Source organism: Patescibacteria group bacterium, assembly GCA_027858235.1.
Classification (GTDB): domain Bacteria; phylum Patescibacteriota; class Patescibacteriia; order Patescibacteriales; family BM507; genus BM507.
On sequence record JAQIDC010000055.1, the window covers coordinates 62,754 to 89,087 of the forward strand.

Here is a 26,334-nt window from a genome sequence, read left to right on the forward strand (position 1 = left end):
ATTATCGAGTGGTAAATGAATTATAATATTTCTTTGTATATTCAAACTCTTTTGAGGTTCCATTTCTGGCCTCGAGAGTAAATGATATCTTTATGTTTGTTTTATCAGAAACGCTCGCAAAAAATTCTAATTGATTTATGTCTATTCTATCCGATGTTAAAGCATATGAACTAGCTCCAATTTCTTCAACATAAAATTTCCTGTTATCAATATAGAACTTTAAATTAGGGTTAGCTTCTGGCATATCAAGAATCAAAGTAGAGCTTGCAATATTTTCAGTAGGATAGATTATATTTTCTGAATTTATTATATTCTTTTCCAGAACACTAAAAATAAACCTAGATTCATTCTCAAGGTTAGAGATAACATTATTTTTTATATTAACTACATTAATCATCAAAATATATGACACTAGGGCTGTGATTGAAACAGAAAAAACAGCAATGTATACTATCACTTCCACCAATGTAATCCCTTTGTTGTTTTTAGGAGCCCTATTCATTTATTTATAATATATTTTTATTTTTTCAAAAGAAGGTGTTTGAGATATCTCTCCTTCCATAATTACTTTATATTTTATCCATTTATCTTCATTATGATTTATATTAATTAGCTCACCTTCTGAATTCTCAAAATAATCACTTTCATCTCCGTCTTCTCCCTCTGGCCCAGACCAAGTATTTGACCAATTAACTGGTGTTCCTCCTGAATCACTAGCAGTTTTTATTTGCACTCTTATCTTGCAATCATTACAAGTTTCAGGAATATTTTCCTCCCACAAAAGACTAGAAAAAATTCCTAAGTCGACTGCTCCAAAGGCTGATGATTCAAGGCTTCCGTCTAGTGCAAAAGTGCTAGTGCTTATTTCTTCCAAACTCAAAGAGTTATCTGCTAGAATATTCAGCGACTGAAAATATTCATCACCATTAAGAAGTATTTCTTGTCCTGAATTTCCCAACCATGAATCTTGCTCCCATATTTTTGATTGCCAGTTAGTAAAAATAACACTATTGTTAACTGACAATGTCTTGAGATTGTCTTGCCAGGAGACTATTGAATCAAGGGCAAGAGAATTAATATCTAGGATTGCGTTAGCATCCAGAGAATCTACAATATTCCCCAACTGATCTCTATATATAGGGCTAAAATCAATATATCTAATAAATTTTTCTAATCCCTCCCCTGTTCCTTCTCCAGCCAAAGACCATCCATTCTCAAAAACAAGAGCGCTTTTCATAAACCTAAGTTCATTCCAAGCATTACCCCTTATGCCTCTTGTCGCTTCTAACCCTTCTTGACTCAAATTGCTAGCAAATGAATAATCTGCCCCTTTTTGTAAAACTGAGATACTTCCCAGAATCATAGAGACAAGAGCAGAAGCAAAAATAACAAAAATTGCGACTGAAATAAGAACTTCAATCAAAATAAAACCACTAAATTTACTAATTTTTTTATTCATCATTCAATAAATATCGCTCCAAATTTATTTATTCTTATACTTTTTTCATTCGCCCCTTCCGGTGAAAACAAGAACACCACTTCATTGTCGGGAGTACCCGAGCCAAGCAAAAAATTTATATCAGTGTTTTCTGCAGGAGAAACAAGTTCCAGGGAACTATTGAAGCTAATTTCAAAATCTTCATTCAAAACCCTGGTCTGGAAAGAATTACCTTTATAAAAAACAAATTTGTTAGCAACTACATCCAGATATGCCCCAAAAGAAGAATCATTAAGAGAAGAAAAACTTTTCTGTCTGGTTCTTTTAAGTAAATTTTCAATTTCAAGCATGCTACTGCGTGAATAGGTCTTGTTTGAAAAATGAGAATAAACAGGAAAGGAAACTAGGCCCAAACTACCAATAATTGCAATAACAATCAAAAGTTCAATTAAAGTAAACCCGCCTTTTCTAATTTTTCTAGAAGAAATAAACATATGACTATTTGTAAACTGATCCGGTTATTTGATATATAGGGCTTATTATTGATATAGCCAACCAGCCGACGATAAGTCCTACAAAGATAAGCAAAAAAGGTTCTATTAAAACAGAGATTCTTTTAGTTGCTTGGTCTAGTTTTGCTTCATTTATCTGGGCGAGTTTTTCAAGAGTTTCTTCAAGACTACCAGCCTTCTCTGCTACCCTAATCATAGAAAGACTCAATTTTGAAAAATATTTTTCATACTCAGCCATAGCCTCTGATAGTTTATTTCCGCCAGATACTTTTAAAGAAATTTCTTTTAAATAATTTTTATAATAAATATTATTTAGAGTCTCACTTGTTACAAGAAGTGCCTCGTCAATAGATATACCGCTCTTCAATAGAGAACTTAGAGTTCTTGAAAATCTGGCAATATTAGAATAATGAGAAATATTTTTTACTAGAGGGGTATATAAAACAAGTAAATGACTAATTGGTTTAATAAACTTTTGTCTGAGTAGCCATGTCAAAAAAACAAGAGAGCCAAAAGTTTGAATTAGAAATAATATAATATTATTTTCAACATAATTTGAAAAACTTATCAAAAACCTAGTTGATGCAGGCAAATCAACTCTTAATCCTTCAAAAATTGGTGTTATTTTCGGTAAAACAAAAATGGATAAACCGATTCCCAAAATAAAGCTCATGGCCAGGACAACTCCAGGATAGACCATGGCATTTTTAATCTTGTCACTTAGCTCTTTTTCTTTTTCTAGCTGAATACCCAAATTAGAAAGATTTTCCTCCAGACTCCCAGATAATTCTCCTGCCCTAACTATAGAAATAAATAAATTGGAAAATATTTTTGGGTGTCTAGTAAAAGATTCAGCCAGACTGTTCCCAGCGGAAACAGAATCTGAGATATCTTGATTAATAATTTTTAAAAGTCCCCTAGATTGATCGCCAATTACGTCTAAACTTTCTACAATAGAGAGGCCTGAGCGCAACATCATAGAAAGATTACTCACAAAAAAAGACTTATCAGACAAGTTAAGTCTTCCAAAATATTTTATTTTTTTGTTTCCTCCTCTTGTGTTCATAATTTAATCTTTAGCAACTCTCAAAATTTCACCTAAGCTTGTTTCCCCATTTAATACTTTTTCTATTCCGTCTTCCATCATAGTCTTCATTCCTTGTTTTCGAGCTAATTCTTTTATTTCATCGCTAGATGCTTTATTTATTATCAACTCCCTAATTTCATCTGTTATTTCAAGTATTTCAAAAATACCTATCCTGCCTTTATAACCTGTGTTAGTGCAAAGTTTACAGCCGCTCCCTTTGTAAAAAATAAGAGAAGAAAGTTTTTTCCCTTTTAAGTCCATTGCCTTGAGTAATGATTTATCTGATTTAAATATTTTTTCTTCTTCTTTACCCAGAGAATATGAAACTCGACACTTCTCACATAATTTCCTAACAAGTCTTTGCCCAATAATGATGTTAACAGTAGAAGCTATTAAAAATGTCTCAACTTTCATATCATCAAGACGAGGCAAGGTCGTTGCAGCATCATTGGCATGCATGGTAGACAGAACCAAATGACCAGTCATGGCAGAATTAATAGCAATTTCTGCTGTTTCTGCGTCTCTAATTTCACCAACCATTATAATATCGGGGTCTTGTCTAACTATTGCTCTTAGACCGGAAGCAAAACCAAGATTAGTTTTTTTGTTGACCTGAATTTGATTTACTCTCTCAATATCATATTCCACTGGGTCTTCAATTGTTGAGATATTTACTTCTTCGGTGTTCAGAACTTTAAGCAATTCATAGATAGTTGTTGTTTTACCTGATCCTGTAGGGCCTGTAACCATTATTAAGCCATGTGGACTTTTTAAATTATTGTCTATTATTGCTAAATCTCTTTTTGAGAATCCAAGACTTGATAATTTTTTTTGCCTATTTCCAGAAGCAAGAAGTCTCATAACCACTTTTTCACCGGAAGTAATCGGAATAATAGAAACCCTCAAATCAACTGTCTCTCTGTTAATGTTAAATTGAAAACTTCCATCTTGGGCTGCAAAATGCTCATCTGTCCTTAACTTTGATAATATTTTTATACGACTTATTATTGAATCAAGATATTTTTTTGGTAGCTCAACTATTTCATGCATCACACCATCTATCCTAAAACGAATAGCAACCTTCTCTTTATAGGGTTCTATATGTAAATCTGAGGCCTTAGAAAAATATGCGTACTCCAAAAGTGTTTCGATTATTATTGTATTGGTTTGTGATATTTCTCCACTCTTTTTATCTTTATCTAAATTATTAAAAAGCTCATCAAATGAAGTCTTTATATCCTTTTTATATAAAACTAAACTGCCTTCAAAATCTCTCCTACTTATATAAAAAGGAACTATCTTCTTATCTAAAAATCTTTCTAAATTATGAATAGTTTCAATGTCACTAGGCTCCAGAAGGCCTGCCGATATTTTATTTCCACTTTTAGAAAATAAAATTACTCCCATTTTTCTGGCCACTGGCTCCTCAAGTAGCCCCAGAGTGTCAATATCAATCTTTTCCTTCCTTAAATTAACAAAAGAATAGCCCATTTTCTGCGCTATCAATAATCCAATTTCTTCATCTTTAATTAAATCCTTATCGATTAAATAATGACAAATTTTTTCACTATCTTCTCCTAATTTTTTTTTTGCTCTCGAATAATCATCTTCACTAATATAGCCTGGTTCAACAAGAATTTCTCTTAATTTTATTTCACTTATCATATAAAGAAAATTATTTAACAGTCTTCCTAATTTTTTTCACGATATCAGCTATTGTAAAGTTCGCTTTTATTAAATAATCATCGGCTCCTAGGGACATACATTCTTCAATATTTTCTTCTGCTGAAAAATTGGTAAGCATAATTATTTTTATTTTATTTTTATTTTTAAAGTCTTTGGTTTTTTTCAAGACCTCTACTCCGTTTATCTTTGGCATCATTATATCAAGGAGAACTATATCTGGAATGTTCTTTTTCATTAATTTTATTCCTTCATCGCCGTCAAGGGCCATAAGAACCTCAAAACCAGCTTTCTTCAATCCGAACTTCAGGGCTTGCGACAATAATAAAGAATCTTCTACAACAAGAACAAGTGTAGGAGAGTTTTTTTCGATTTTTTTTAAATTTTTCATAATTGTAATGAATTGTTAGTCAAGAATTTTCTTGATTTTATCCACTACCTCTCCTAATGAATAATTTGATTTAATCATATAATCAGTTGCTCCAAGCTCTTGTCCCTTCAAAATATCTGATTCTTGTCCAAGGTTGGACAATATTACAACTGGTATTTTTTTTAATAACTTTTCCTTTTTTAAGGCTGTTAAAACCTCAAAACCATTCATCTCGGGCATTATAACATCAAGCAATATTATATTTGGTTTATTTTTTTTAGCTAAATCTAGTGCCTTTTTCCCATTTTCAGCATGAATAACTTCATAACCAGCCCTTGCTAATCCATCCTTATAGGCAAGAGAAATAAATTTATCATCTTCAGCTAAGAGTACTATCTGTTTTTTAATTTCCTTCATATTTATTTATTATACAATTTTATTAGTTTTATTTTATTATAGCATTATTCTATGTATTTATTAATTTGCAATTTATGAAATAGACAAGCCACGCTCTCCTTCTTTTTTCTTCATTCCTTTCTTTGGCAATGAAACAAAAAAAGTTGTTCCTTTACCCTTTATTGATTTAAACCAAATTTTCCCCCCAGATGACTCTATTATCATTTTGGATACATAAAGACCAAGCCCTGTCCCTTCTGTTGCAACCTTAACAGCATTGTCTGCCCTAAAAAATTTTTCAAAAATTCTATTTTGCACCTTTTTAGGAATTCCTATCCCAGAATCACTAACCGTGACAATAAAATTATCTTTATTTTCTTTTACTAGAACCGTAACTTTCCCGCCATTTTTTGTATATCTTATCGCGTTTGTTAGTAAATTATGATAAACTTGCCTAACAAGACCCTTGTCTAGGGGGATAAGTGCTAAGTTCTTTTTTGCTCTATAATTTATTTTTACCTTTTTAATCGCTGCCAAAGGTTTCGCTTCTGCCAACAAAGAAATTAAAAATTTATCCAAATCAACAGGCTCTGGATTTATCATTAACCTGCCAGACTCTATCCTTGTAACATTCAAGAGGTCGTTAACCAGTCCCACCATTCGCTCTGTTGAATCATATACATTTGAAAGATATTCTTTTTGTTCTTTAGACATTTTCCCCACCTGTTCATTTATTAACATTTCTGTAAATAACTTAATCGCTGTTAAAGGAGTCCTTAATTGATGTGAAGCCACAGAAACAAACTCTGTTTTCATTTTATCTATATATTTAAGATGGGTTACATCTTGCATAATAATTGCTGAACCGATGATTTTATTTTTATAATCGTGAATAGGTGTAATCAAGACTTGATAAATATATTCTGTCTTATTTTTTTCTAAAATCAATTCTTCTATTTTGGTTAACTTGCCTTTTCCGAGTGCTTTTTTTACATATTCTTTTATTTCATAAGACTCAGTTTTAGTGAAAAAATCTTCCAATCCCTTTCCATCAGAAGATATTCCACAAAAGTTTTCACCTGCGGGGTTTATTAAACTCAAATTAAAATTTAAATCAAACATTAAAATACCATTACTAAGACTTCTTACCAAAGATTCTGTTTTTGACTGTTGAGTTTTATTTAGTAGCTGGGCATTAGCAAGAGCAATGGAAAAATTAGAAGTAAGTGTATCTAGATAAGATCTTATATCATCGGGAAAAGCATTTTTCTCCTTGGAGCACAGATGAATAAAACCTAGTTTCTTTTTACCAACTTTCAAATCTAAAAACAATTCAGATTCAATTTTAAAAGAATATTTTTCATGTGCGTTTTTCGAAGTTTTATATTTTTGAACTTTGGCATTATTTTTTTCTAGAGATAAAAAATCAATATTATTAATATTTTTTGATATTTTTTTAATAATTTCATTATCTAAATTAAATGAAAACTTATTTTTTTGATATGAACGATAAAATACATCTTCTCTGAAATCGTTAAGCTTTAGAAAAAAAGTAATAGCCTCAGTTTTGGTGTTTTCCATTAAATAGCTTTTCACTTTAAGAACAAGAGTTTCAGTCTCAAACACACTCGCAAATTCGCTACTAAGTATGGCTAAGGATCCTAGCTCCTTACCTCTTTTTTTAAGATCTTCATTATATTTTTCTAATTGTTCCTGTGTCTCTGATACATCTTCAAGAATATTTAGGGTAGCAAGTCTTTGAATCTCTTGATTCTTTTTATCATCTTCTGCTTTGTCAAGCAAAGATTTTAGTTCACTATTTTTCCCACTTAACTCATTTTTTAATATTCTTTCTTCGCTCACATCTCTAAAAATTCCATGCAAAAAGAATTGATTGGTATTTCTATTTTCTATACTAAATTCTCCTTGTAAATAGACCTTTTTTTTGCTTAAATCAAATAATTCTAACTCAATTTTAATATTGAAAACATTTTTACCTATCCCTGCAATATTTCCCTGATACTGAATATAACTTTTATCATTCATTATGTCTTTTATGTAAAACCCATCATTCTTTCCAAATCTTTTTTTAAATGCTTCATTTGAGAATTCAATTCTTCCTTTTTCGTCTAAAGTAAAAATATAATCGTTCGTATTTTTAAAAATATCTTTATATTTTTTTTCTGCAAGACGGACCAATAAATTATCAATAAAATAATTTGATATCAGGTAAAAAAGAAGCATGAAAAAAAGAGTTATGATATAGGAAGTGATGGCTATATCAAAAATAATTTTCTCTACGGATGAATATTCTTCTATAACACCAACATTCCATCCAGGGACGTTTATGCTTTTAAATTTCAAGAAATAATATCCGTCCACACCACTATAGAGATTATTGTTTTTCAATTCAAAAGCGAGGGAAGGAATTTCGTCCTCCTTATAAATACAATCATCTTCATTAACAGACTCCCTGCATGTGTCGTCAAATAATGATTTATCTTCTATCTCTTTTTGGGTAGAGGCAAAAATTACTCCTTCTGGAGACAATAAAAATAAGTCACTTTTTGATGCAAAAAAATCATCAAAAATAGCTGGTGACGTTTTTGCAACCACCACTGCGATTATTTTATTGTTCAATAAAATTGGCGAAGCAAAATAAGCCCCCTTTGCCCCAGAAGTAATTCCTTTTGCAAAATAAACTGAATCAGCTCCTTTTATTGCTTCTTGAAAATAAGGTCTAAAAGAATAATTTTTTCCTAAAAAGCTAACGTCACTGTTCCTATTAGAGCTAACAATTGCATTGCCATCAAAGTCCATAATATAAAGGATATCAATCCCAGAAGCCTTTATGTAGTCATCAACGTCTTTATATAGTGGACTATTAATATTATTTGCCTCATTCTCAACAAGAAGAGAAGAACTAGTAGCAGAATAATAAGAAGACAAAAAATCTTTTAATAGTCTATTTTGAGCAAATATCCGAGAAAAACTACTATATGCATTACTATGGTTATTAAAATTAGCCACTCCAGCATCAACCTCAGCCTCTCTATATACAAGAAGTTTGTTGCGATACTTATTTTTTGAGTCAATAATATATGAGTTCAAAAAAATAATACCTCCAATAAAAATTATAAAAAAAATAAAAAAAGTTTTTCTGGTTGACGACCAAAAAGGACCCCCATCTTTAAAGGAAACATCCTTTATAAAATTATTTATTAACAAAAAGGAAGTTAAATAAAACAGAATAGAGCTAAAACCGAAATATACATACTGATAATATTGATTTTCAAACAAGGCCGTATTTCTTCCAAAAAACAAAAACGATAAAGTTATTATAAAAATAACTGCTAAAAGATTATTTAAACTTAGCCCGTGATTTTTATCATCATTTTCTTTGCAATCTAGGTAGAAATAATATGCCCCTAGCAATCCGACGCTGAAAACGAAAAGTGGAACTAACTCTTTATGATAAAAAAGTGAAACAAAAAACAACAAGAGAAGAAGAAATTTGATAAATATTACTTTTCTTTTTTCAAGATTATAAAAATTTGAAATTTTTTTTAAATTTTCAAAAAATAAATAAAAAATAAGGAAACAAGAAGCGACTGCTAATATTTGTTTTATATATGAAAAAATTAATTCGTTTGTCTGTAAAAAGACAAAAGAAAATTCTTTAATTCCATACATAAACAACCAAAATGATAAAATAGCGAAAATCTTATTTTTATTCTGCTTTCTTTTAAGAAAAACAAAACCAAAAATTGTTGAAGAAACAAAAAAAGACAAAACATAAATTATCTTCAAAAAATCAATATCAATTTGGAAATATAAATCAAACATATTTTCTTATTCAGTTTTTTTTAATTTTTTAATTTCATTCTTCAAGTCTATCATTCTTAATTCTCTGTTGACTGCAATGTTATTAAATACTTCTAGCTCATTATTTCTTTTTTCTAAATCTTCTTTCTTTCTTTCCATTTCAGTGATATCTTCAACGATTATTAAAACACTCGGAGAATCTACCTCTCCCACTGGCAGCCCAATAAAATTTCTCATTGTCTCTTTTTTCCCAATAACAGAAGTATATTTTATTGCCTCCATTCTAAACTTATTCCCATCAAAACAGCTCTTTATTTTATCTAAAAGCCCAATATTTTCATATGGTGCGTGTTTTAAAAAATTTATACTAACAAAATTATCAAATGTTCTCCCGGACATCTCAATCATTTTTTGATTAACATAGATAGCTCTCCCCTCTTTATTAATAACAAACATTCCTACGGGAGAATTTTCTAAAATATCTTTATTCAATCTATTAATATTAACCAATTCTGTCTCTCTTTTTCTGGAGTCTGTTATATCGTGAGCTATTCCACATATTCCAATTATCTCACCCTTTTTATCAATAAGTGGAGTTTTTGTTTTTTGAAAAATTCTTTCTTCTTCATTAATTTTTTTTACAACATCTTCTTTTATTGTCTCTCCTAATAATACTCTATTGTCAAGATCTTTAATTTTACTTATTTCACTCTTTGAATAAATACTAGAATCATCTTTCCCAATTAACTTTGAATTTTCTTTTTTAAAATACTTTTCCGCAACCGTATTTATGCGTGTGTATTTTAAATTTTTATCTTTTGTAAAAATAACATCTTGCACCGAATTAACCATAGAAGATAAGATTGTCTCACTCTCACTTAATAACATTTTATCATTTTTTTCTTCTGTTATATCAATATGATATTCGACAATTTTAGTTAGCTTTTTCGCTTTATTAAAAATAGGGTAAGCCATCAATCTAACATTAATATCTTTCCCGTTTTTGTCCTTATGTAAGTGTTCAAGAACAACTAGTTTTTTCGTTTTTTTTACTTCTCTTACGGGGCATACATGATCAAGCTCTGAGCAAGGTTTTTTTGAACCATGAGATAACTCATGACAAAACAGACTATTTTTATTGATGTTTTTCTTAATTTTAACATTAGTAAAAGAAATACTATAATCATCGACGTTTATTATATAAAATGGATATGGGAAAAATTCAAAAAGTTTTTTAAACTCTGGAAGATTATCTTTTCTTAGCTCATTCCTGTTATTTTTGCTATTTTTTTTAATCATAATTACTTATAAAATAAATAAAAAAGCCCAAAAAATAACTTTCTTGTTTTTGGTGTATTTTTAATTCCTCCTTCATACTTTGTTTATCTTATATAACTATTATAACATAGATGGGTATTAATTAACAAAAATATCAAAGTATTCTAAATTCTAAAAAAACACTAGTTCCTACTCCAATTTTACTTTCTAATTTTATTTTTATTCCATACACATCTGCTATTTTTTTTGCAATAACCAATCCAAGTCCAGTCCCTTCAATGTCTGTATTGTTTGAATTTCTAGGTCTATAAAATCTTGTAAATACTTTGGATTGATCTTCACTTTCTATTCCAACCCCATTGTCAGATACTTCTAAAACAGCTTTTTTAGAATTTATTCTTTTTAATTTTATTTCAATTTTTTTCTTTTTCTTTATTCCAATATATTTTGCTGAATTACTTACCAAATTCGTAATTAATTCTTCAATTTTATCGCTATTGGCGCTTATATTTATTCTAGGATCTACTGAAACATTAAACTTAATTTCCTTTTCATTCATAACAACATTAAAATATTCTCCCAATTCCTCAACCATCTTAGTCAAATTTAATTTTTGCATCTTCAGGGTTTCACTGTTATTATCCAATCTAGCTAACTTCAAAATATCATAAATAAACTTTGATAATTTGTTGATGGAATTTTCAAACTTTTTCAAGCTTTTTTCATCTCCTGTCTCTTTTCTCACTATATCGAGGTCACCCTTCAAGACCGTTAGAGGGGTTTGCAGACGATGAGCAATTTCTAACATCATTTGTTTTTGCTCTTTTTGAAGTCCTTCGATTTTTGCAGTTCTTAAACTAACTTTTTCTTCTAAGTTTTTTGAATAATCTTGAACTTGTTTATATAGTTTAGCCTTTTCCATAGCAACAGCAGCTTGCAATGAGATAGCTTTTAGAAGAGTCTTATCTTCACTATTATAAGAATCACCTGATTTTTTATTTCCAAGTAAAAAATAACCTAATATTTTTTTATTTATTTTTATTTTTAAAAAGAATTCAATTTTATTTTTTTCAGCAATTTTTAATAAAATATTACAAGAACCTCTCATTTCAAAATCCAAACCCTTGGTCTCTTTAATCTCTTTTATTTCCCAAATACTCACCAGTAAAGAATCCACGCTATTGAGACATTTAAAATTTTCCTTGTTTCTCATATCAATAACTTCAGCTAAGTCAATATTATTATCAGTTGATAATAATATTACATTTTCAACCTTTAATATGCCTTTTAGTTTTTCTAAAAATTCCTCTATTAAAGTATCGAGCTTAATATTTTTATTTAAAACTTCACTTAATTCATTCATGGCAGTTGGAAGATCGTAAGAATCTTTATAAAAGAATTTATCTGTGGCCCTTTTAAAAAACTTCTCGAGATAAGGAACGCCATAAATCCCTAAAACAATTGTAAAGATTGTAGCGATAATAGATTTTGTATTAGGGTTTGATTCTAAAAATATATTTAATACGAAAATTAATGATAAATAAAAAGAAATTATGACACTCAATATAATTGAGTAGTTTAAACTTTTTTGAATTACTAATTTAACATCTAATAAATTATGCTTAATAATTGAGTATGCAATCAAAAATACCATAACGAATGAAAATATTGGTCCTAAATTATTAAAATTAAATATTCCAAAAAATACTGGTAAAAATAAATTTGTTGTTAAAAATGTTACAATAAATATCCACTGCCCCAACATTATATAAAAAATCTGTTTTCTTAAAACCCCCTCGGATTTAATAAATTTGAAGCTTATAGCTCCTAGAGTAAGGGAAAACATAAGAATTACATAGACTGTAAACAACCCAATAACCGGTCCGAGTTCTCCGCCAATAAAACCATTCCCAACTTCTACTGTCTTTACCATTTTACTTGTTAGGGTAAGTAAAAATAAAGTGGTGGAGAAAAAAACAAGCGGATATTCCCAAAACTTTTTTATCCTTTTTCCTGCTGGGAATGAAATAGAAAAATAAAAAAGCGCCGTAGCCATAACGACGCCAAAAGAAAATGCCAATCTACTCCAGATTATTTGAGGCCAGACACCTAGAATAGTTAAAAACAATGAAAGATTCCAAAAGGCCAAAGACAAAGAAAAAGATGAATATAAAAATTTCAAAAACGGTTTTGAGCTTCTAAACCATACGATTAAGGCCATTAATGAATTTACTACAAAAACCGTTAATTGCAAAAGTAAAATAATATTTAAATAAAGGCTATTCATATTTTTCTAAGTAGAGGAATTGATAATGTATTGTGATAATTTTTAACCGAACCTAAAATTGATATTTTCCAATTATCAATTAAGAGTAAATTGACAAGTTCTTCTTGACAGGCCAAACACCAATAAGTATATCCATTTTCCTTGCTCCAAATTTTTGCAGCCGAGCAAAGTAATAGAAAAAATTTTGAACCTCGATATTTACCTTTTATAGCGACCCTTGAGGCCTCTAGAATTTTACTTCTATCTATATTCCCCAATAAGTCAAATTCTTCTTCCATTAAGAATCCTCTAGGTGTATCTTTTATTAATCTTACAGTTCCAATTATACCATCTGAGCTTAGCATTATAAAGGTTGTTGAAAAATCATCATAATAATCAATTTCTTGCCTATTGGGATAATCGCAAGAATTAAGAGAATTTATGTCATTACAATATACATCAAAACGCAAAGAATACGACGCCACCAAGTCCTCTTCTGTAACTGCCTTACTGACATAAAAAAACTCATTGTCACACTCTACAACCAACACTTTTATCGCTCTTATCAAGATATCGCTATCACCATAAACTTCTTCGCTCATAATTACTCTAAAACCAAATTTTTCAAGCATTTCAGTTAATTCTTCTTTATTAAAAAAATGATATATCTGATTTCTACCTAAATATTTAATAACAAAAAAATTAAAAAATAACACAAACAAAAAAGGTGGCAAGAACCAAAGAAAAGAAAAATAAAAATTAATCTTATCCTTCATATTCTTTTTTTTTAACATTGAAAAATTTTCTTTTAAAACATCAATAATGCTCGGGTTCTTTTTTGGATTTACCAAAATCAAATCCCCACCTAGGCGTAATTTTTTGTAAATATTCTTTAAAAAGATTTCAGAGTCATTTAAAGTATATAACACATTTATACAATACACTAGATCAAGAGAAGAATCTTTTACAAAAATATTGTGATTTAAATCATCCAAAGCAAACCTGGAGAATGGATTAAACGAATTTTTTATTTTTGCAAACAGAAGCATGACCCTTGAATTGTCAATTCCTAAAAAATCATATGGTTTTTTATGATTCTTTTTAATCACTCTCGCCAAATTGCCAGTTCCACAACCAAAATCAACAATTCTTTTTTGATTGCAATCAACCATACTTGATATTTTTTCAAGCATTGATTGGTAAGGTAACAAAAACAAAATAGAGTCGTAAAATAACGCATAAACTTCCCATAGTATTTTTCTCATCATATTTCTCTCCTTGTGAAGTGGGTTTATAATGCTATTGTTTTTTCTCCTTTATGAAACAATAGCTTTTAAAAAGAACCATGTTGCTTTTAATTATACAACATGAAGATAAAATAAATCTAAATTTTTTTAAAATAAAAAAAGAAGGTGTTTTACCTTCTTTTTTAGAACAATTATACTTTTATTTCAAATCAATCTTATACCCAATACCTGCCACTGTATATATTAATTTCTTTTTACCTTTTACATCAATTTTTTTTCTCAAACTAGCAATGTGTGATTCAATTGTGTTTGAAAAATAATCAACACTCATATCCCAAACATTTTCAAGAAGCATATTGCGAGACAAGACTATTCCTGCATTCTTTACTAGGTATTTTAAAAGCATATATTCTTTTTTGGTTAAGGTTATTTTTTTATCTCCACGAGAAACTTCATGTCTTGCGATATCAATAGTTAAGTCATCGATATTAATAATTTCATTTTCAACTTTTTCTGGCCTTCGTAGTAGTGCATTAATTCTGGCTAAAAGTTCGCTAACTTCAAATGGTTTTGTGAGATAATCATCTGCACCCGAGTTTAGTAAATCTACTTTTGTGGTCGTTTCAGAATTTACAGAGACCATTAGTATAGGAACACTCCTACCATCATTTCTAATTTCACGACAAACTTGTTGACCAGGTTTTTTTGGCATAACATTGTCAAGTAGAATAATATCATAATTATTCGTACGTGCCTTGAAAGAACCATCCTCTCCATTCATCGCTACATCAACTATAAAATGTTCTTTCTCCAAACTTTTTTTGATAAAATTAGAAATTTGTTTTTCATCTTCAACAACTAATACTTTCATAAAATTAAAATTATTATTAATGTTATAAATTAATTGTAGCACAAATAAAAAATAATAAAAATGCTAAAAATTCATTGTGTAATATTTTTTTATTTGTTATAATTAAAATATAATTTTATTTTAAAATATTTTAAGAAGAGAGGAGGTGATAATATGGCAACAAAGAAAAAAGCAGTAAAAAAGAAAGTAGCTAAAAAACCAGCGAACAAAAAGGTGGTTAAAAAAGTAGTTAAAAAAGCTGCTCCAAAAAAGAAGGTGGTTAAGAAAGTAGTTAAAAAAGCTGCTCCAAAAAAGAAAGTGGTAAAAAAAGCTGCTCCAAAGAAAAAAGCTGCTCCAAAAAAGAAAGTAGCTAAAAAACCAGCAAAGAAGAAAACTGTTAAAAAAGCTGCTCCAAAGAAAAGAGTAGTTAAGAAAAAAAAGAAATAGTCTTCATATAATTTAGTTTTAATACTAAAAATCTAGGGAGAAAAAAGAAAACGTTTCAATTAGAAACGTTTTCTTTTTTTGCAAGAATTTTCTATGTTGTTTTCTCGAATTTAAAAAGTAACGTTGCTTTTTAAATAATGTGGTGAGTTCTTTATTTTGTTTTCCTTTTTAAATAAATCTCTTTATTTACATCCTCAATTTCTTTTCCAATAAACTCTTCTGAAATATCTAGAGCATCTTGTAGCTTATCCTTTACTCTTTTCTCTGACTCAGAAAGACCTGTTTTTTTATCAGCTAATTCCATTAGTTCTTCAACTTCCTCACGTAGGGCAGTAAATATTTCTCCTAATTTTAATTTTGCTTCATCTGTTTCTCGGGCTATTCTTATTCTTTCTTCTCCAAACTTGTGTTTAATAAACCAAATATATGTTATTAATCCTAGTATTATTAAAAGTAAGATTAAAATAATCACTAAACCATAAGATTCTATTATGCTTGGAGCTATTACTACCAAAATGTGTTTGGATGTTTTGAAACTTTGGGCCCCTCTATCATCAACAATCCAAGCCTGAATTTCGTAATTTCCTTTTTCTAATTTTTCTTTATGAAAATATGACCAATTACCCTCTTCATCTGTTCTGGTTGTAAATACTTTAATGTCTTTATCAGATGTCCCTATACTTATATTTATATTTACAGATGGATAAAATGATTTTCCTCGTATAACCAACTCTTCATTTGTTTTTATTATATTTGGGATGTCTGAAATTATAGGTGATTTCAATGGTTCAACAAAAAAGTCAATAGAAGAAGAAGCAATATTCTGAGCATTGTCATAAATTATCAATTGGATATTGTGTTCACCTGGATCGACCCTGTCCATCTTATACCTTCCATTTGAAATCATTCCCGTTTCAAGAGTCTTAACTTCGTCTCCTTTAACAAGTTCGTAATAAGCTATTCCTGAAGTTTCATCGCTAGCATTAAAAACAAGTTCTGGTGAGGGATTGTTGTCATCTCCATCATTATCAACTCTAACACCATTTAAAATAGGTGATTTTGTATCAACTAAGAACTTTTTGTGAGCAACCATTCCCCATCCTGCTTTATTCTGATATTTAACGTGTATATACCATTCTCCATCCTCAACATCATCAAACTTTTTAGTTTCGATAATTCCATCAGGAATTGGTCCTGGGTCAGATTCGGCTTCGTCTGTTATGGATATACTTACCCCGGTCAGCTCAGCTAGCATTTTCCATGAAAATTCAGGATCATTATTTGAATACCACACATCATCTTCTTTGTGCGTCTTTGAGTTAATTTCTGGTTTTGGAGGCAATATTCCACGAACAACTTCTTTTTCTTCTGGTTCAGGTTTAGTTGGTTCAGGTTTTGGCTCTTCTTCTTTTGGCTCTATCAAAACATAGGTAGCATTACCATAACCCTCGACAACGTCCGTGCCTTTTCCATCTTGGGCTAAAACAGATCCAGAAGAAAAAGTAACCGAAGTATTGCCTGCTTTTTTAACATTGAAAACAATAGAAAAAATTAAACCAGCATTGCCTGTATAGGCACCTGGCAAACCTCCCCCGTATGAAATAGTACCAGCTGAATTTGAATAAGTTGGGTCAGTTACCCATAATTTAAAAATAGTTCCAGAATCAGAAAGTCTAGAAACACTTAAATATTCTGGATCAAATTTTAAACTTCCCTCTGAGGCATTAATACCAGGACTTCCTCCGCTATTAACCATTACTTTTGCAGTTATTGTCCCACCCTGAGTGTATTCACCACTAGATGGAGACAAAAACAAAGTTGCCCCCGCAGCATTAACAGTGGCACTAAAAAGTGGTAATAAATTAATAACAAAAAATGCTATTAATATAAATAAAAATTTTATCCTCCTCATATTTTAAAACTTTTAAACTTTTTGAATTTCTATTTTCATTTTACCTTTTTGTAATCTTAGAAAAGGCAATTTCAAAACCAAAATTCCATTTTTAACCTTAGCATCAATTTTAGAAACATCAACTTCTTGTGGTAGAATGATTTGTCTGTAAAACGAACCCCAAGAACATTCTTGTCTTAAGTAATTCTTAGCGTCTTCTTCTACATCAATCAAGGGCAACATCCTTTTTCCCTTTAGCGTTAAGACATCATTCTCATTCTCGATGGAAATATCAAGAGTTTGAACATTAATCCCTGCTACCAAAGCAATAATGTAAATTTCTTCCTTTGTTTGAAAAATATCTACATCAAGCTGCATAAACCCTTGAGGTTTTTTTTCTTTTTTTGGTTCTTCTTTCTTCGTGTGCTCGTCTGATTCTATTTTGTCTTTAATTTTATCTAGAAAGCCCATATTCTCCTTTAATGTGAGTTACAAAATAGATTGCTTAACGAAATTTTTATTTTTTGAGAAAATTTTTTCAATAATTTTTGAGATTTAGCATCGCTAAGTCGAAAATATTTTTGTAGAAATTTACCGAAAAATAAAGATTGCAGTAGTAAGCTATTTTGTAATTCGCATTATAATAATTATTTTCTATATTATAACACAATCTAAAAAATTTATCCAAATTTTTAAAACTGTTTTGAATTTATTATTTTGAAAATTTTAGTTTGTTTAGAATTTAAAATTTAGTGCTTAGGATTTGTTCCCTATCCTGTCCAATAAAACATCATAATAGAAAAATCGGTCAAATCAACATTCCCTGAATCATTTTGATCTGCGCATGCATTGTCTGTATTCCACCAATAAAGCATAATAGAAAAATCGGTAATGTTTACCTTCCCATCGCCATTAAGATCTCCGTTGGCACACTCAGTTGTTTGTTCTTCTACCTGTTCACCTACTCCAATATTTATTATGCCCGAGAATTCCGAATAGCCTAAACCCTCCTTGTATGATCTGGCTTTTAATCTATATTGCCCGCCAAATGCTTCGTCCGTATTTAAGATAATATTCCAAAGACCCAGAGAATCAACATCTGCTTGTTGTTTTATAATTTCCTCTTCTCTGAGAGCTCTTTCGAGATAGGGATAAAACCATACTTCTGTAAAAGTGCTGGCCGCCCCATAGCCGTGCAATGCCATTGAATTCCCTGGGTCAACTTCCATAATACTTGTATTGAGGGTTGGTGATATGAAAATATCTGAAACAGCTGATTTGGTCCCCTCTTCAACATAAAAGGTTGTGTTATAAGTTAATGAATTTTTTCCTTCACGATCAGCTGCCCAAATGCCAAAAGTATAAACTCCACGAGGAAGCTCATCTATCCCAAGACTAAAAACCCCAACACTATTTGCTAAAACATTTTGACTGGCTACTCCATCGACTAGCAGATAAACTCTGCTGCCTGGGTATGCAAAGCCTGAAAACTCAACTGCCGGGTCAGCTAGAGGGACATCATATGGATCAAGTGTACCAGAAGTGACGCCTGTTCCTCCTCCGCCGCCACCATCAGTTCCGCCATCATCAACAAGTTCATCTCCAATGCCATCCTCTGTAGATGTAGAATCACTATCCCCTGTTCCAACTTCCCCCTCAACTGATTCAACATAAAAAAGAATTACATAGTCATCAATATCATCAACAGCATATTGATCTCGACATCGTATATAATATGCATGAAAACCACCAGTAAGGGCTGTTAGAGTTTCTGAATGAAAATAGTTCCCAGTATATCCAAAATCATCTGTCATTGAAGTAAAGGGAGTATTTGAAGCTGTCGAATAACGACAATCAGCACTATAATTGCTTACTAAAGACATAATGGTTGAAACAGTTCCAAAAGCAAGTGTTCCCGAAGGAGAACCACGTGATCTTATTTTTGGCATATACGATGAAACTGTTACAGCCTCTACTATTGCTACCATTGGTTCTGCTCTATCTAGAAGATTATTAGAGCTATCAAAAGTTTCAACCTCAAGTCCATAGGAGCCTGCATCTCCTGGATTGATAATATATGTATCTCCAAATTCTTCATGGACAGCAATGTCACCAATTTTTATTTGAACATAAGCTCCGGCTGGAATACCTAAATTATTTCGAAGGGTTATTTCAATCGCGGAGGTAGTTGCTGACCCTGTTATTGAAACTCCATCAGCGGTAAAAATAGGAAAAGAAAACAAATTTCTTTCAACATACCCAGTATCTCTATCTGTTGAAGTTGCTAAATCAATATCAGTATAATCAAGAGCAACTGGGATTAAAAAAAAGTTATCTTCTGGAGAAATTTTTATTTTCCCACTTGGCGGAATAGCTTCTGTTGTCCTAAATTTTATTGTATGATTTGCTTGATATCCTGGACGAGAAGTAGTAATATAGTCACTAATTTGTGTTAAATTTTTTGCTTCAATTTTAGGAGCAACAGAAAAAACCATCACTGATAGCAATAAAATAATTTTAATTTTCCTATACAATTTATTCACTCTGTAAAAAATATTTAATTTCCTAATTACTGACGTGTTGTCTCGGCATTGTATTGGACTTCTTTTTTCTCCGCCAATCCATAACAAAGTTAATCAAAATAAGTAAAAATAAAACAACTATTCCTATTATCATCCCCCAGATTACTTTATTTTGTAGGACTGAGCTTGCAGATTTCAAATCTGTTTCTCTTTTGTCTAATTGAGACTCTCTGGTGTTTAGCCAATCTTCCTTGTCCTTCAATTGAAGGGCCAGTGTATTCATCGGGTTTGGAGGGACAGAAGCTGAAGAGCCTATCCCAACCGCTCGGGAGAAATTTGCTCCCAAATATTTTGTATAATCAATTGGACTAACACCGACAGTATGCAAAAACGAAAATAATATAAAAGAAAATAATAATATTCTAAATTTATGAATATGTTTTACAGTTTTTTTTAACACAAATTTTAATTTAAATTCTAACCACTAAATTCTAAACAAATTCTAATTTTTAAAACCCAAATTTCTAAAGCTGTTTTGAATTTTAAATTTAATTTTTTGTATTTATTTAGGATTTAGTTATTAGAGTTTAGAGTTTTTTATCTATTTACTTCACGCATCTAAATCCAACACCAATACCAATATAGGAAGGCTGGGAAACCAAATATGCAGAATATACTCCTGCCTCTTCTTCATTTGAATAAAAACCACCACGAGCAACTCCTCTCACTCCAGTGTTTTTAATCCAGAAATAATCATTTTTATAATTATCACTAGGGCTATCACTAATTTCAATTGCTATTCCATCAGCATTAGCTTCATATACAAAACCTTGACTAGGGAGTATTTCACCATTCAATTTTCCGTCACTTATCGTTTCGTCTGTCCACTCCCAAACATTCCCGATCATATCAAAAGCACCAAAAGAAGAAACACAAGTCTCACCACTACCAGTAAGCCCTGGTTGGTTCTTCCAGTTTTCCGCTACCTGGCAATCGCTAGTTAGCCACAATGAATTCTTATCTGGTGTCCCCAGTGAAGCGCTTAGCCATTCTTTATTAGAAGGAAGTCTTTTCCCGGCACGTGCGCAAGCCTCTCTGGCTTGGGTTTGAGAAATATAAACCCAAGGGATAGCTCCTTCAGCTGAGGCTGGTTTACAATCAGCATTTGTCATATTAAGTCTAGAATCTCTTTGACTACCAGTATCTTTGTTTGGACAACCATTTCCAGCTGATGCTTCATATTTATCAATACAAAAACCACCACCAGAGGAAGGGATATAGGCCATATCAGAAGGACAAAGAGAAGATTCTTTCTCACCACCCAAAAGTGAATCGCTTGCTTTAATCCCAGCGGTCGCTAAAACAACCGCTAAAACAGAAATAATAATTTCTCTTTTCCCAATAAAGCTCTTTTTCTTTTTTGTTAAATCTATTGTTTGCGACATCTCTTTTGTCTATTTTTTATTTATTTTTTTCCTGTTCTGAATTTGTCGAAGAATTATTAATTATCTCTTTTAAATCAACTACGTCACTCCTATTATTCTTTTTTTTCATTGGGGTTTGTGTTATTTTTTCCTCTCCTGCTTGCCCTGAGCTTATTGAAGGGTGCTGAGCTTTTATTCTCTCTATTTCTTTTTGATTTTGTCTAATTGTTTTTCTGATATAAAACTTAATCATTAAAAAAATTAACAATAAAAATCCTAATATACTTCCCAAAACTATAGAAACAATTTTAAAATCTATATACCAGAAATAAAATGTCCTAGTATCAACTTCGGTTGTTTGCTCTCCATAATGGACAGTGATAACGGCATTGTATTTCCCCATTTTAAAAATTCCTGATTCACCTTCCCACGAAAAATCCCAAGATTTTGTGCTCTTCGGCAAGACATTTCCGTAGGCTGTGTCTTTGTTTATATCAATAACATCTTTTTCGTTACCAAACATATCCTTGATTACAATATTGCCTTTCGGTTGCAAATGAACATTACCTGTATTTTCAAATCGGAGCTTAAAATTGACCTTCGGCTCTTTATAATAAGTTTTATTGGTGCTAAATTCTCTTATCTTTCCTTCCTCAATAACATCCCCAGAGATATTTACTAAAATAAGTGAAGATATCATTGAAGAAATACTTAATCCTGAACCATAAATATCCTCATTTGGTTTAGTCCCTACCAATACAGCCGCATAATGCCCTCCTGGTTCTGCCGTTTCTGGAACTTCAATTTCAAAAGGTATTTCAACGCTACCATAAGGTGCTATTTCAAAAGGACCATCTTGAATATCCATCCATTGTCTCAAAAACCCAGATTTACTCCCCTCTCCTTCTGACTCTTCATTTGAGATTAATTCAACTCCTCCCTCTGTGCTACTTCTAAAATCTTTTATATCAGTATATACAACCAGCTTTTCTTTATTATTGTTAACGAGCTTTACTGTGCTAAGCCATCTCTCCCCAGGATTCATATTATTTTTTATGAGAGGTGGAGTTAAGGTCATTTTCAAACTATCCTCTTGAGCAAGGACAGCAGAAGAAAAAAACAAAGACAGAATTATTATAAATAGATATTTTTTCATTTATTTTGATTTTAAATTTATTATTTTTTCCTCCTTGCTTCCTTCTTTTATAACCTTTATTCTTTCGGGCATTGCCTTGCTTTCGGAGTGTTTGTAATGATATGTTCTTTTAAAAATAAGCGCACTTAAAAGAATTATAAAAAGTGAAATTCCTATTCCAAAAAAAAGCAAGAAAGGAAGAGTCGCTACAATAACATAAACAGTATCTTGAATCTCTTTTGAAATTTTTTCTCCATATTCAATTTCCATTCTAGCTTTATATTTTCCGGTTTTTAGATTATTATTCCCCCTAAGTTCAAGAGTAAAAATTTTGCCAGCTGCAGCAGTTTTAAATTCTGGATTTATACTGATAATATCTACCTCTTCACCTCTCTTATTATACAAATAAACATTCCCTTTCGGGGCCAAGTCAACATTGCCTGAATTATTTAGTTCCAAAAATAAAACTGGCCTAGGGTCAATAAATATTTTTTTACTTGGATAATATTTTAATATACTAGCCTTTTCAATCGTCTGATCTTCAACTTTTAAATTAATAAAAAGTTTTGGCGGACTTGTTTTGACTGCATTTTCTTCAGCTTCCACCCGATGGGCTCCATGGGCAAAGGTGATACTTACAAAATATTCATCAGGGATAGCATCATGGCTTACATCAATTTTAATTGGCAGGGTATATTCTTCTCCAGGGGATATGTCAATGGCATTTCTCTTAATACTTATCCATTTAGTCATTAAATATTCTCTATCGAGCAATCCTTCTGAGATTTTTTTTTCACCTTCGTCCAAGTCTTCGAGTAAGGGATAAATATTTAACTTATGCGTGGTGTTATTTTTTAAAACTACACTATATTCAAGCATTGCTCTTGGGGCAACTGAATCATCAATAACCTTTGGTTCTAATGATAGATCTCCCTCTTTTTGGGCATGGGCAATGTTACAAAGTAAAGAAGGTGAATCACAATATGAGAGAAGCCGACCTGGGGCAAAAGAAAATACAAATATAATTATAATAATAAATATTTTTTTCATGTTCTTAAGCAAAGACTATTAAATAAACTATTCCTATCAAAAGAATTACCGAAATTACAACCACTGAAACAATTAATACAAGATGAGTGGTTGGAGATGGCCCTTCATATGTTTTTACATATTTAACTTCAGCCAAACCAGCCACCTCCATCGCTTTTTTAATAGCTTTGTTTTTATACATTCTTAAAAGAAGCCAAATGATAATAGCGAGGAATATTATTGCAGTCACAATGGCAGAAATAATTTTCCAGGGTAAAATCCAAAAAGATCGTTCAGCATAAAGAGTCTGCATCCCTTGTCCACCCATCCCCGTTGGAGTCCCGTAAGTTAGGCCCAGAGTTGCGGTATATCTACCAACGGCCATATCACCTATCCAATTATGTTCAAATCTTCTAAAAGTTTTTGGCAAAATATTGGAAACCTTTTCGTTAAATATTATTTCTTCTACTGTTTTTCCTATTTGATTTTTAATCGTGATTGTGCCAACTGGGGCTCCGTGAACATTCCCTTTGTTTTCAAGTCTACTAGTAAACTTAATATCAAAAGGAGTATTATAATACTCCTTGTCAGTGCTAAATTCTCTAACAGTTATCTCTTCATTGGCATCGCCTTTTACTTGAAATAATATCAGGGTTGCAGCCTGTTGTCCTATAGACATTCCCGCTCCTCTATTTTCAGAGTCTTGTTTAAACTCAGGCGGTTTTGTTCCGAAAACTACAGCACCATAATACCCCCCAGGTCCAACTTCCATTGGGACTCTGACAAAAAATGGGATATCCTTTGATTCATTTGGCAAAAATGAAATTCCGCTGGTAGCTACCTCAATCCAAGAAGCCAGAAAAGAACCGCTCTCACTACCTGGTTCAATAAGTTTAGCTTGACCTAATTCTCCCTCAGCCTTAAAATCTCTTAAAAAAACAAATATTTCTCTTGGAGCCTCTGATTCATTTGTGACTGTAACAAACTTTGAAATAACTTGCCCAGGATCAACCAAGTCTTCAATTCTTACTGGCGATATTTTTATTCCATCTTCACTTTGAGCAAAAACTTTTTGGCCTAAAAAAAATGAAAAGAGAAAAGATAAAACAAAAAATGCTACAAAATACTTTTTAGTCATTTCAAAAAAATAGTTACACTCAAAAATAAGCTAATAACAAGTGAAAAAATATATATTTCCTTCGAGTTAGCCCCTTAAAATAAATGTAAATATATTAATAATTTATTATATAATTTATCTATATTTTACCAATTTTTAGCCATTTTTACAAACGACTAAACATGCAACAAAATTCCGAATTCCGCATTATAAAAAAATCGGACTATTATAGTCCGATTTTTTTATGTTACACGTTATGTGTTACTTGTTCTGTGTTACATGTTATGTGATATCAACTAATAAGTTGGAGTCGCAATATAAGTTAATGTAGTACTATAATCACCTGCTTCTTGCAAAGCATCGATTTCAACTGAATATGCTATATTGGATAAACCTTTATCGGCTGTTCCACTTGAAGATGGACCATCGTGAGCCATAATAACAGACGATGTACCAACTGATAATCCGGTATAAAATCCATTAGTATAATTGACCACGCCATTGAGTCCATCACTATCATCAGTTGCAACACCAATGTGCCCCCAAGTAGTTATGTCAGCTAAGTCTCCAGTCGGAGATGCCCAATCTGTTGGGGTGGTGGTTGCCGAACCTTCAACAAAACTATCAATGATAGCCCCCGCTGCAGTTCTGAAGTCATCATTTTGGGTTACAGTTACCTGGAAACCAGCAGATGCATTTGTTGTTACTCCTAGTTGTTGACCAACAACATACTGTGTCCCTGGCAAAATATCACCAAAAGGAGTTGTTGTTGCAGTTGAGGTTGCTGTAATCGTGTCTCCGTTTACCGTTTGACCAGCATCTACACCTGCAACTGCAAATGTTAGAGTTGAGTCAACGTGAGCAGTAACAGTTACGGTATCAATAATAGCAATTTTTACTATTGATGATTCTTGTAAGACATCAGTGCTAAGGTATGTTCTAACCTCAATGTCGTAAATTCCTGCTGTAGGATTTGTGACAGCATCCACTAGAAAGGTGTATGGAGTAGAACTAGCAAGAACACCAGTAAAGGTACATCTTGCAATTTCTGTTGATTGCACACTTTTTGTAGTGGTTGCTGTTGCTGGACAAGTGATATTGTCAACAAGAACATTTCCAAAAGTAGCGGGTACTTCAACTTCAACATAGCCACCAGCATCAAGATCAACGCCTGTTGTGAAACCAACAGTATGATTAGCTAGAGTAGTTGGAGCTGAAGTTGAGATTGTATCACTAACGGCCGATAGTGATGCAGCCTGAACCATCGGGATGTAAGCGTATGACGACATCATTGAAAATACAACAATAAGCGTCAGTACTTTTCTTAATTTTTTCATGGGAATTGAAAATATTAATTTTTTAATTTTTTTGTTTAAAAACAAGCTTGTTTTCAATTGTCTATTTTACCGAGTCGACCTTTTGCCGCATGGGGATCACGAAGCAGGCTCAGTCCAAAACAATTATTGTTATTATAACATGTTTTTAACATTTTATTAACCGCTTGCGCACAAAGATAAATTTTTTATAAAATTTTATAAAAATACTTCATATTAGCTCATTTTTATTGGTTATAAAATTTATATATTGCTAATATAAACCAAAATAAAATATCCTGTGGAAAAAGTTTATCCACAGGATATTTTATTGTTATTTTAAAAACACACCCCGTCAGCAAAGCTGCCACCCCTCTCAAGAGGGGATTTTTATTCCCCTCTTGAGAGGGGTGGCACGAAGTGACGGGGTGTGTTTTATAGAAAAATAAATAATTAAAAGACTCTAAATCAAATTCAGAATGACTTAGATAAAATACAAAAAAA

The 26,334-nt window shown here is 31.4% G+C and carries 22 protein-coding genes; 1 reads left to right on the top strand and 21 read right to left on the bottom strand.

Features of this window, described 5'->3' with window-relative positions; genetic code table 11:
* Position 1: 1 nt before the first annotated feature.
* The 12 genes from PF572_04900 to PF572_04955 form a co-directional block, all read right to left on the bottom strand.
* The gene (locus PF572_04900) at positions 2-502 is read right to left on the bottom strand and encodes a prepilin-type N-terminal cleavage/methylation domain-containing protein (protein ID MDA3840403.1); all 501 of its coding nucleotides are present in this window, start codon (positions 500-502) and stop codon (positions 2-4) included.
* On the bottom strand, positions 503-1,462 hold the full coding sequence (locus PF572_04905; protein ID MDA3840404.1) for a hypothetical protein: 960 nt from the start codon (positions 1,460-1,462) through the stop codon (positions 503-505). It lies immediately after the preceding gene.
* Entirely contained in the window at positions 1,459-1,932 is a 474-nt protein-coding gene (locus PF572_04910; GenBank protein ID MDA3840405.1) for a type II secretion system protein, read from the bottom strand. Before PF572_04910 ends, PF572_04905 begins: the two co-directional genes overlap by 4 nt.
* Positions 1,933-1,936: 4 nt before the next feature.
* A complete protein-coding gene (locus PF572_04915) occupies positions 1,937-3,016 on the bottom strand; it encodes a type II secretion system F family protein (GenBank protein ID MDA3840406.1) in 1,080 nt (359 codons plus the stop codon).
* A 3-nt stretch (positions 3,017-3,019) separates the two neighbouring features.
* Positions 3,020-4,702, bottom strand: coding sequence for a GspE/PulE family protein (locus PF572_04920; GenBank protein MDA3840407.1), 1,683 nt, complete (start codon positions 4,700-4,702; stop codon positions 3,020-3,022).
* Positions 4,703-4,712: 10 nt separating this feature from the next.
* Complete coding sequence (locus tag PF572_04925) at positions 4,713-5,111, bottom strand: response regulator (GenBank protein MDA3840408.1); 399 nt, start codon at positions 5,109-5,111, stop codon at positions 4,713-4,715.
* Positions 5,112-5,126: 15 nt separating this feature from the next.
* Entirely contained in the window at positions 5,127-5,507 is a 381-nt protein-coding gene (locus PF572_04930; protein MDA3840409.1) for a response regulator, read from the bottom strand.
* A gap of 72 nt (positions 5,508-5,579) precedes the next feature.
* Complete coding sequence (locus PF572_04935) at positions 5,580-9,332, bottom strand: ATP-binding protein (protein ID MDA3840410.1); 3,753 nt, start codon at positions 9,330-9,332, stop codon at positions 5,580-5,582.
* A 6-nt stretch (positions 9,333-9,338) separates the two neighbouring features.
* Entirely contained in the window at positions 9,339-10,610 is a 1,272-nt protein-coding gene (locus tag PF572_04940; protein ID MDA3840411.1) for a PAS domain-containing protein, read from the bottom strand.
* A gap of 133 nt (positions 10,611-10,743) precedes the next feature.
* Positions 10,744-12,876, bottom strand: coding sequence for an ATP-binding protein (locus tag PF572_04945; GenBank protein ID MDA3840412.1), 2,133 nt, complete (start codon positions 12,874-12,876; stop codon positions 10,744-10,746).
* Complete coding sequence (locus PF572_04950) at positions 12,873-14,123, bottom strand: methyltransferase domain-containing protein (GenBank protein MDA3840413.1); 1,251 nt, start codon at positions 14,121-14,123, stop codon at positions 12,873-12,875. Before PF572_04950 ends, PF572_04945 begins: the two co-directional genes overlap by 4 nt.
* A gap of 178 nt (positions 14,124-14,301) precedes the next feature.
* Positions 14,302-14,973, bottom strand: a complete 672-nt coding sequence (locus tag PF572_04955) for a response regulator transcription factor (GenBank protein MDA3840414.1) — start codon at positions 14,971-14,973, stop codon at positions 14,302-14,304.
* Between the two features lie 153 nt (positions 14,974-15,126).
* Here PF572_04955 and PF572_04960 point away from each other — a divergent pair, with 153 nt between their 5' ends.
* A complete protein-coding gene (locus PF572_04960) occupies positions 15,127-15,399 on the top strand; it encodes a hypothetical protein (protein ID MDA3840415.1) in 273 nt (90 codons plus the stop codon).
* 151 nt (positions 15,400-15,550) lie between these two features.
* Here PF572_04960 and PF572_04965 read toward each other — a convergent pair whose 3' ends face one another.
* From PF572_04965 to PF572_05005, 9 genes are all read right to left on the bottom strand, one after another.
* On the bottom strand, positions 15,551-17,311 hold the full coding sequence (locus PF572_04965) for a cohesin domain-containing protein (protein MDA3840416.1): 1,761 nt from the start codon (positions 17,309-17,311) through the stop codon (positions 15,551-15,553).
* A 12-nt stretch (positions 17,312-17,323) separates the two neighbouring features.
* Positions 17,324-17,761, bottom strand: a complete 438-nt coding sequence (locus tag PF572_04970; protein ID MDA3840417.1) for an Hsp20/alpha crystallin family protein — start codon at positions 17,759-17,761, stop codon at positions 17,324-17,326.
* Positions 17,762-18,060: 299 nt separating this feature from the next.
* Entirely contained in the window at positions 18,061-19,833 is a 1,773-nt protein-coding gene (locus PF572_04975) for a dockerin type I repeat-containing protein (protein MDA3840418.1), read from the bottom strand.
* Positions 19,834-19,855: 22 nt separating this feature from the next.
* Entirely contained in the window at positions 19,856-20,272 is a 417-nt protein-coding gene (locus PF572_04980; GenBank protein ID MDA3840419.1) for a hypothetical protein, read from the bottom strand.
* A 145-nt stretch (positions 20,273-20,417) separates the two neighbouring features.
* Positions 20,418-21,257 (bottom strand): SUMF1/EgtB/PvdO family nonheme iron enzyme, encoded by an 840-nt coding sequence (locus tag PF572_04985; protein ID MDA3840420.1) that lies wholly within the window; start codon positions 21,255-21,257, stop codon positions 20,418-20,420.
* Positions 21,258-21,273: 16 nt separating this feature from the next.
* Positions 21,274-22,392, bottom strand: coding sequence for a hypothetical protein (locus PF572_04990; GenBank protein ID MDA3840421.1), 1,119 nt, complete (start codon positions 22,390-22,392; stop codon positions 21,274-21,276).
* Positions 22,393-23,421, bottom strand: a complete 1,029-nt coding sequence (locus PF572_04995) for a hypothetical protein (protein ID MDA3840422.1) — start codon at positions 23,419-23,421, stop codon at positions 22,393-22,395. It abuts the gene before it with no gap.
* Positions 23,422-23,425: 4 nt separating this feature from the next.
* On the bottom strand, positions 23,426-24,538 hold the full coding sequence (locus PF572_05000; protein ID MDA3840423.1) for a hypothetical protein: 1,113 nt from the start codon (positions 24,536-24,538) through the stop codon (positions 23,426-23,428).
* Between the two features lie 275 nt (positions 24,539-24,813).
* Positions 24,814-25,854, bottom strand: a complete 1,041-nt coding sequence (locus tag PF572_05005) for a hypothetical protein (GenBank protein MDA3840424.1) — start codon at positions 25,852-25,854, stop codon at positions 24,814-24,816.
* Between the last annotated feature and the right edge of the window lie 480 nt (positions 25,855-26,334).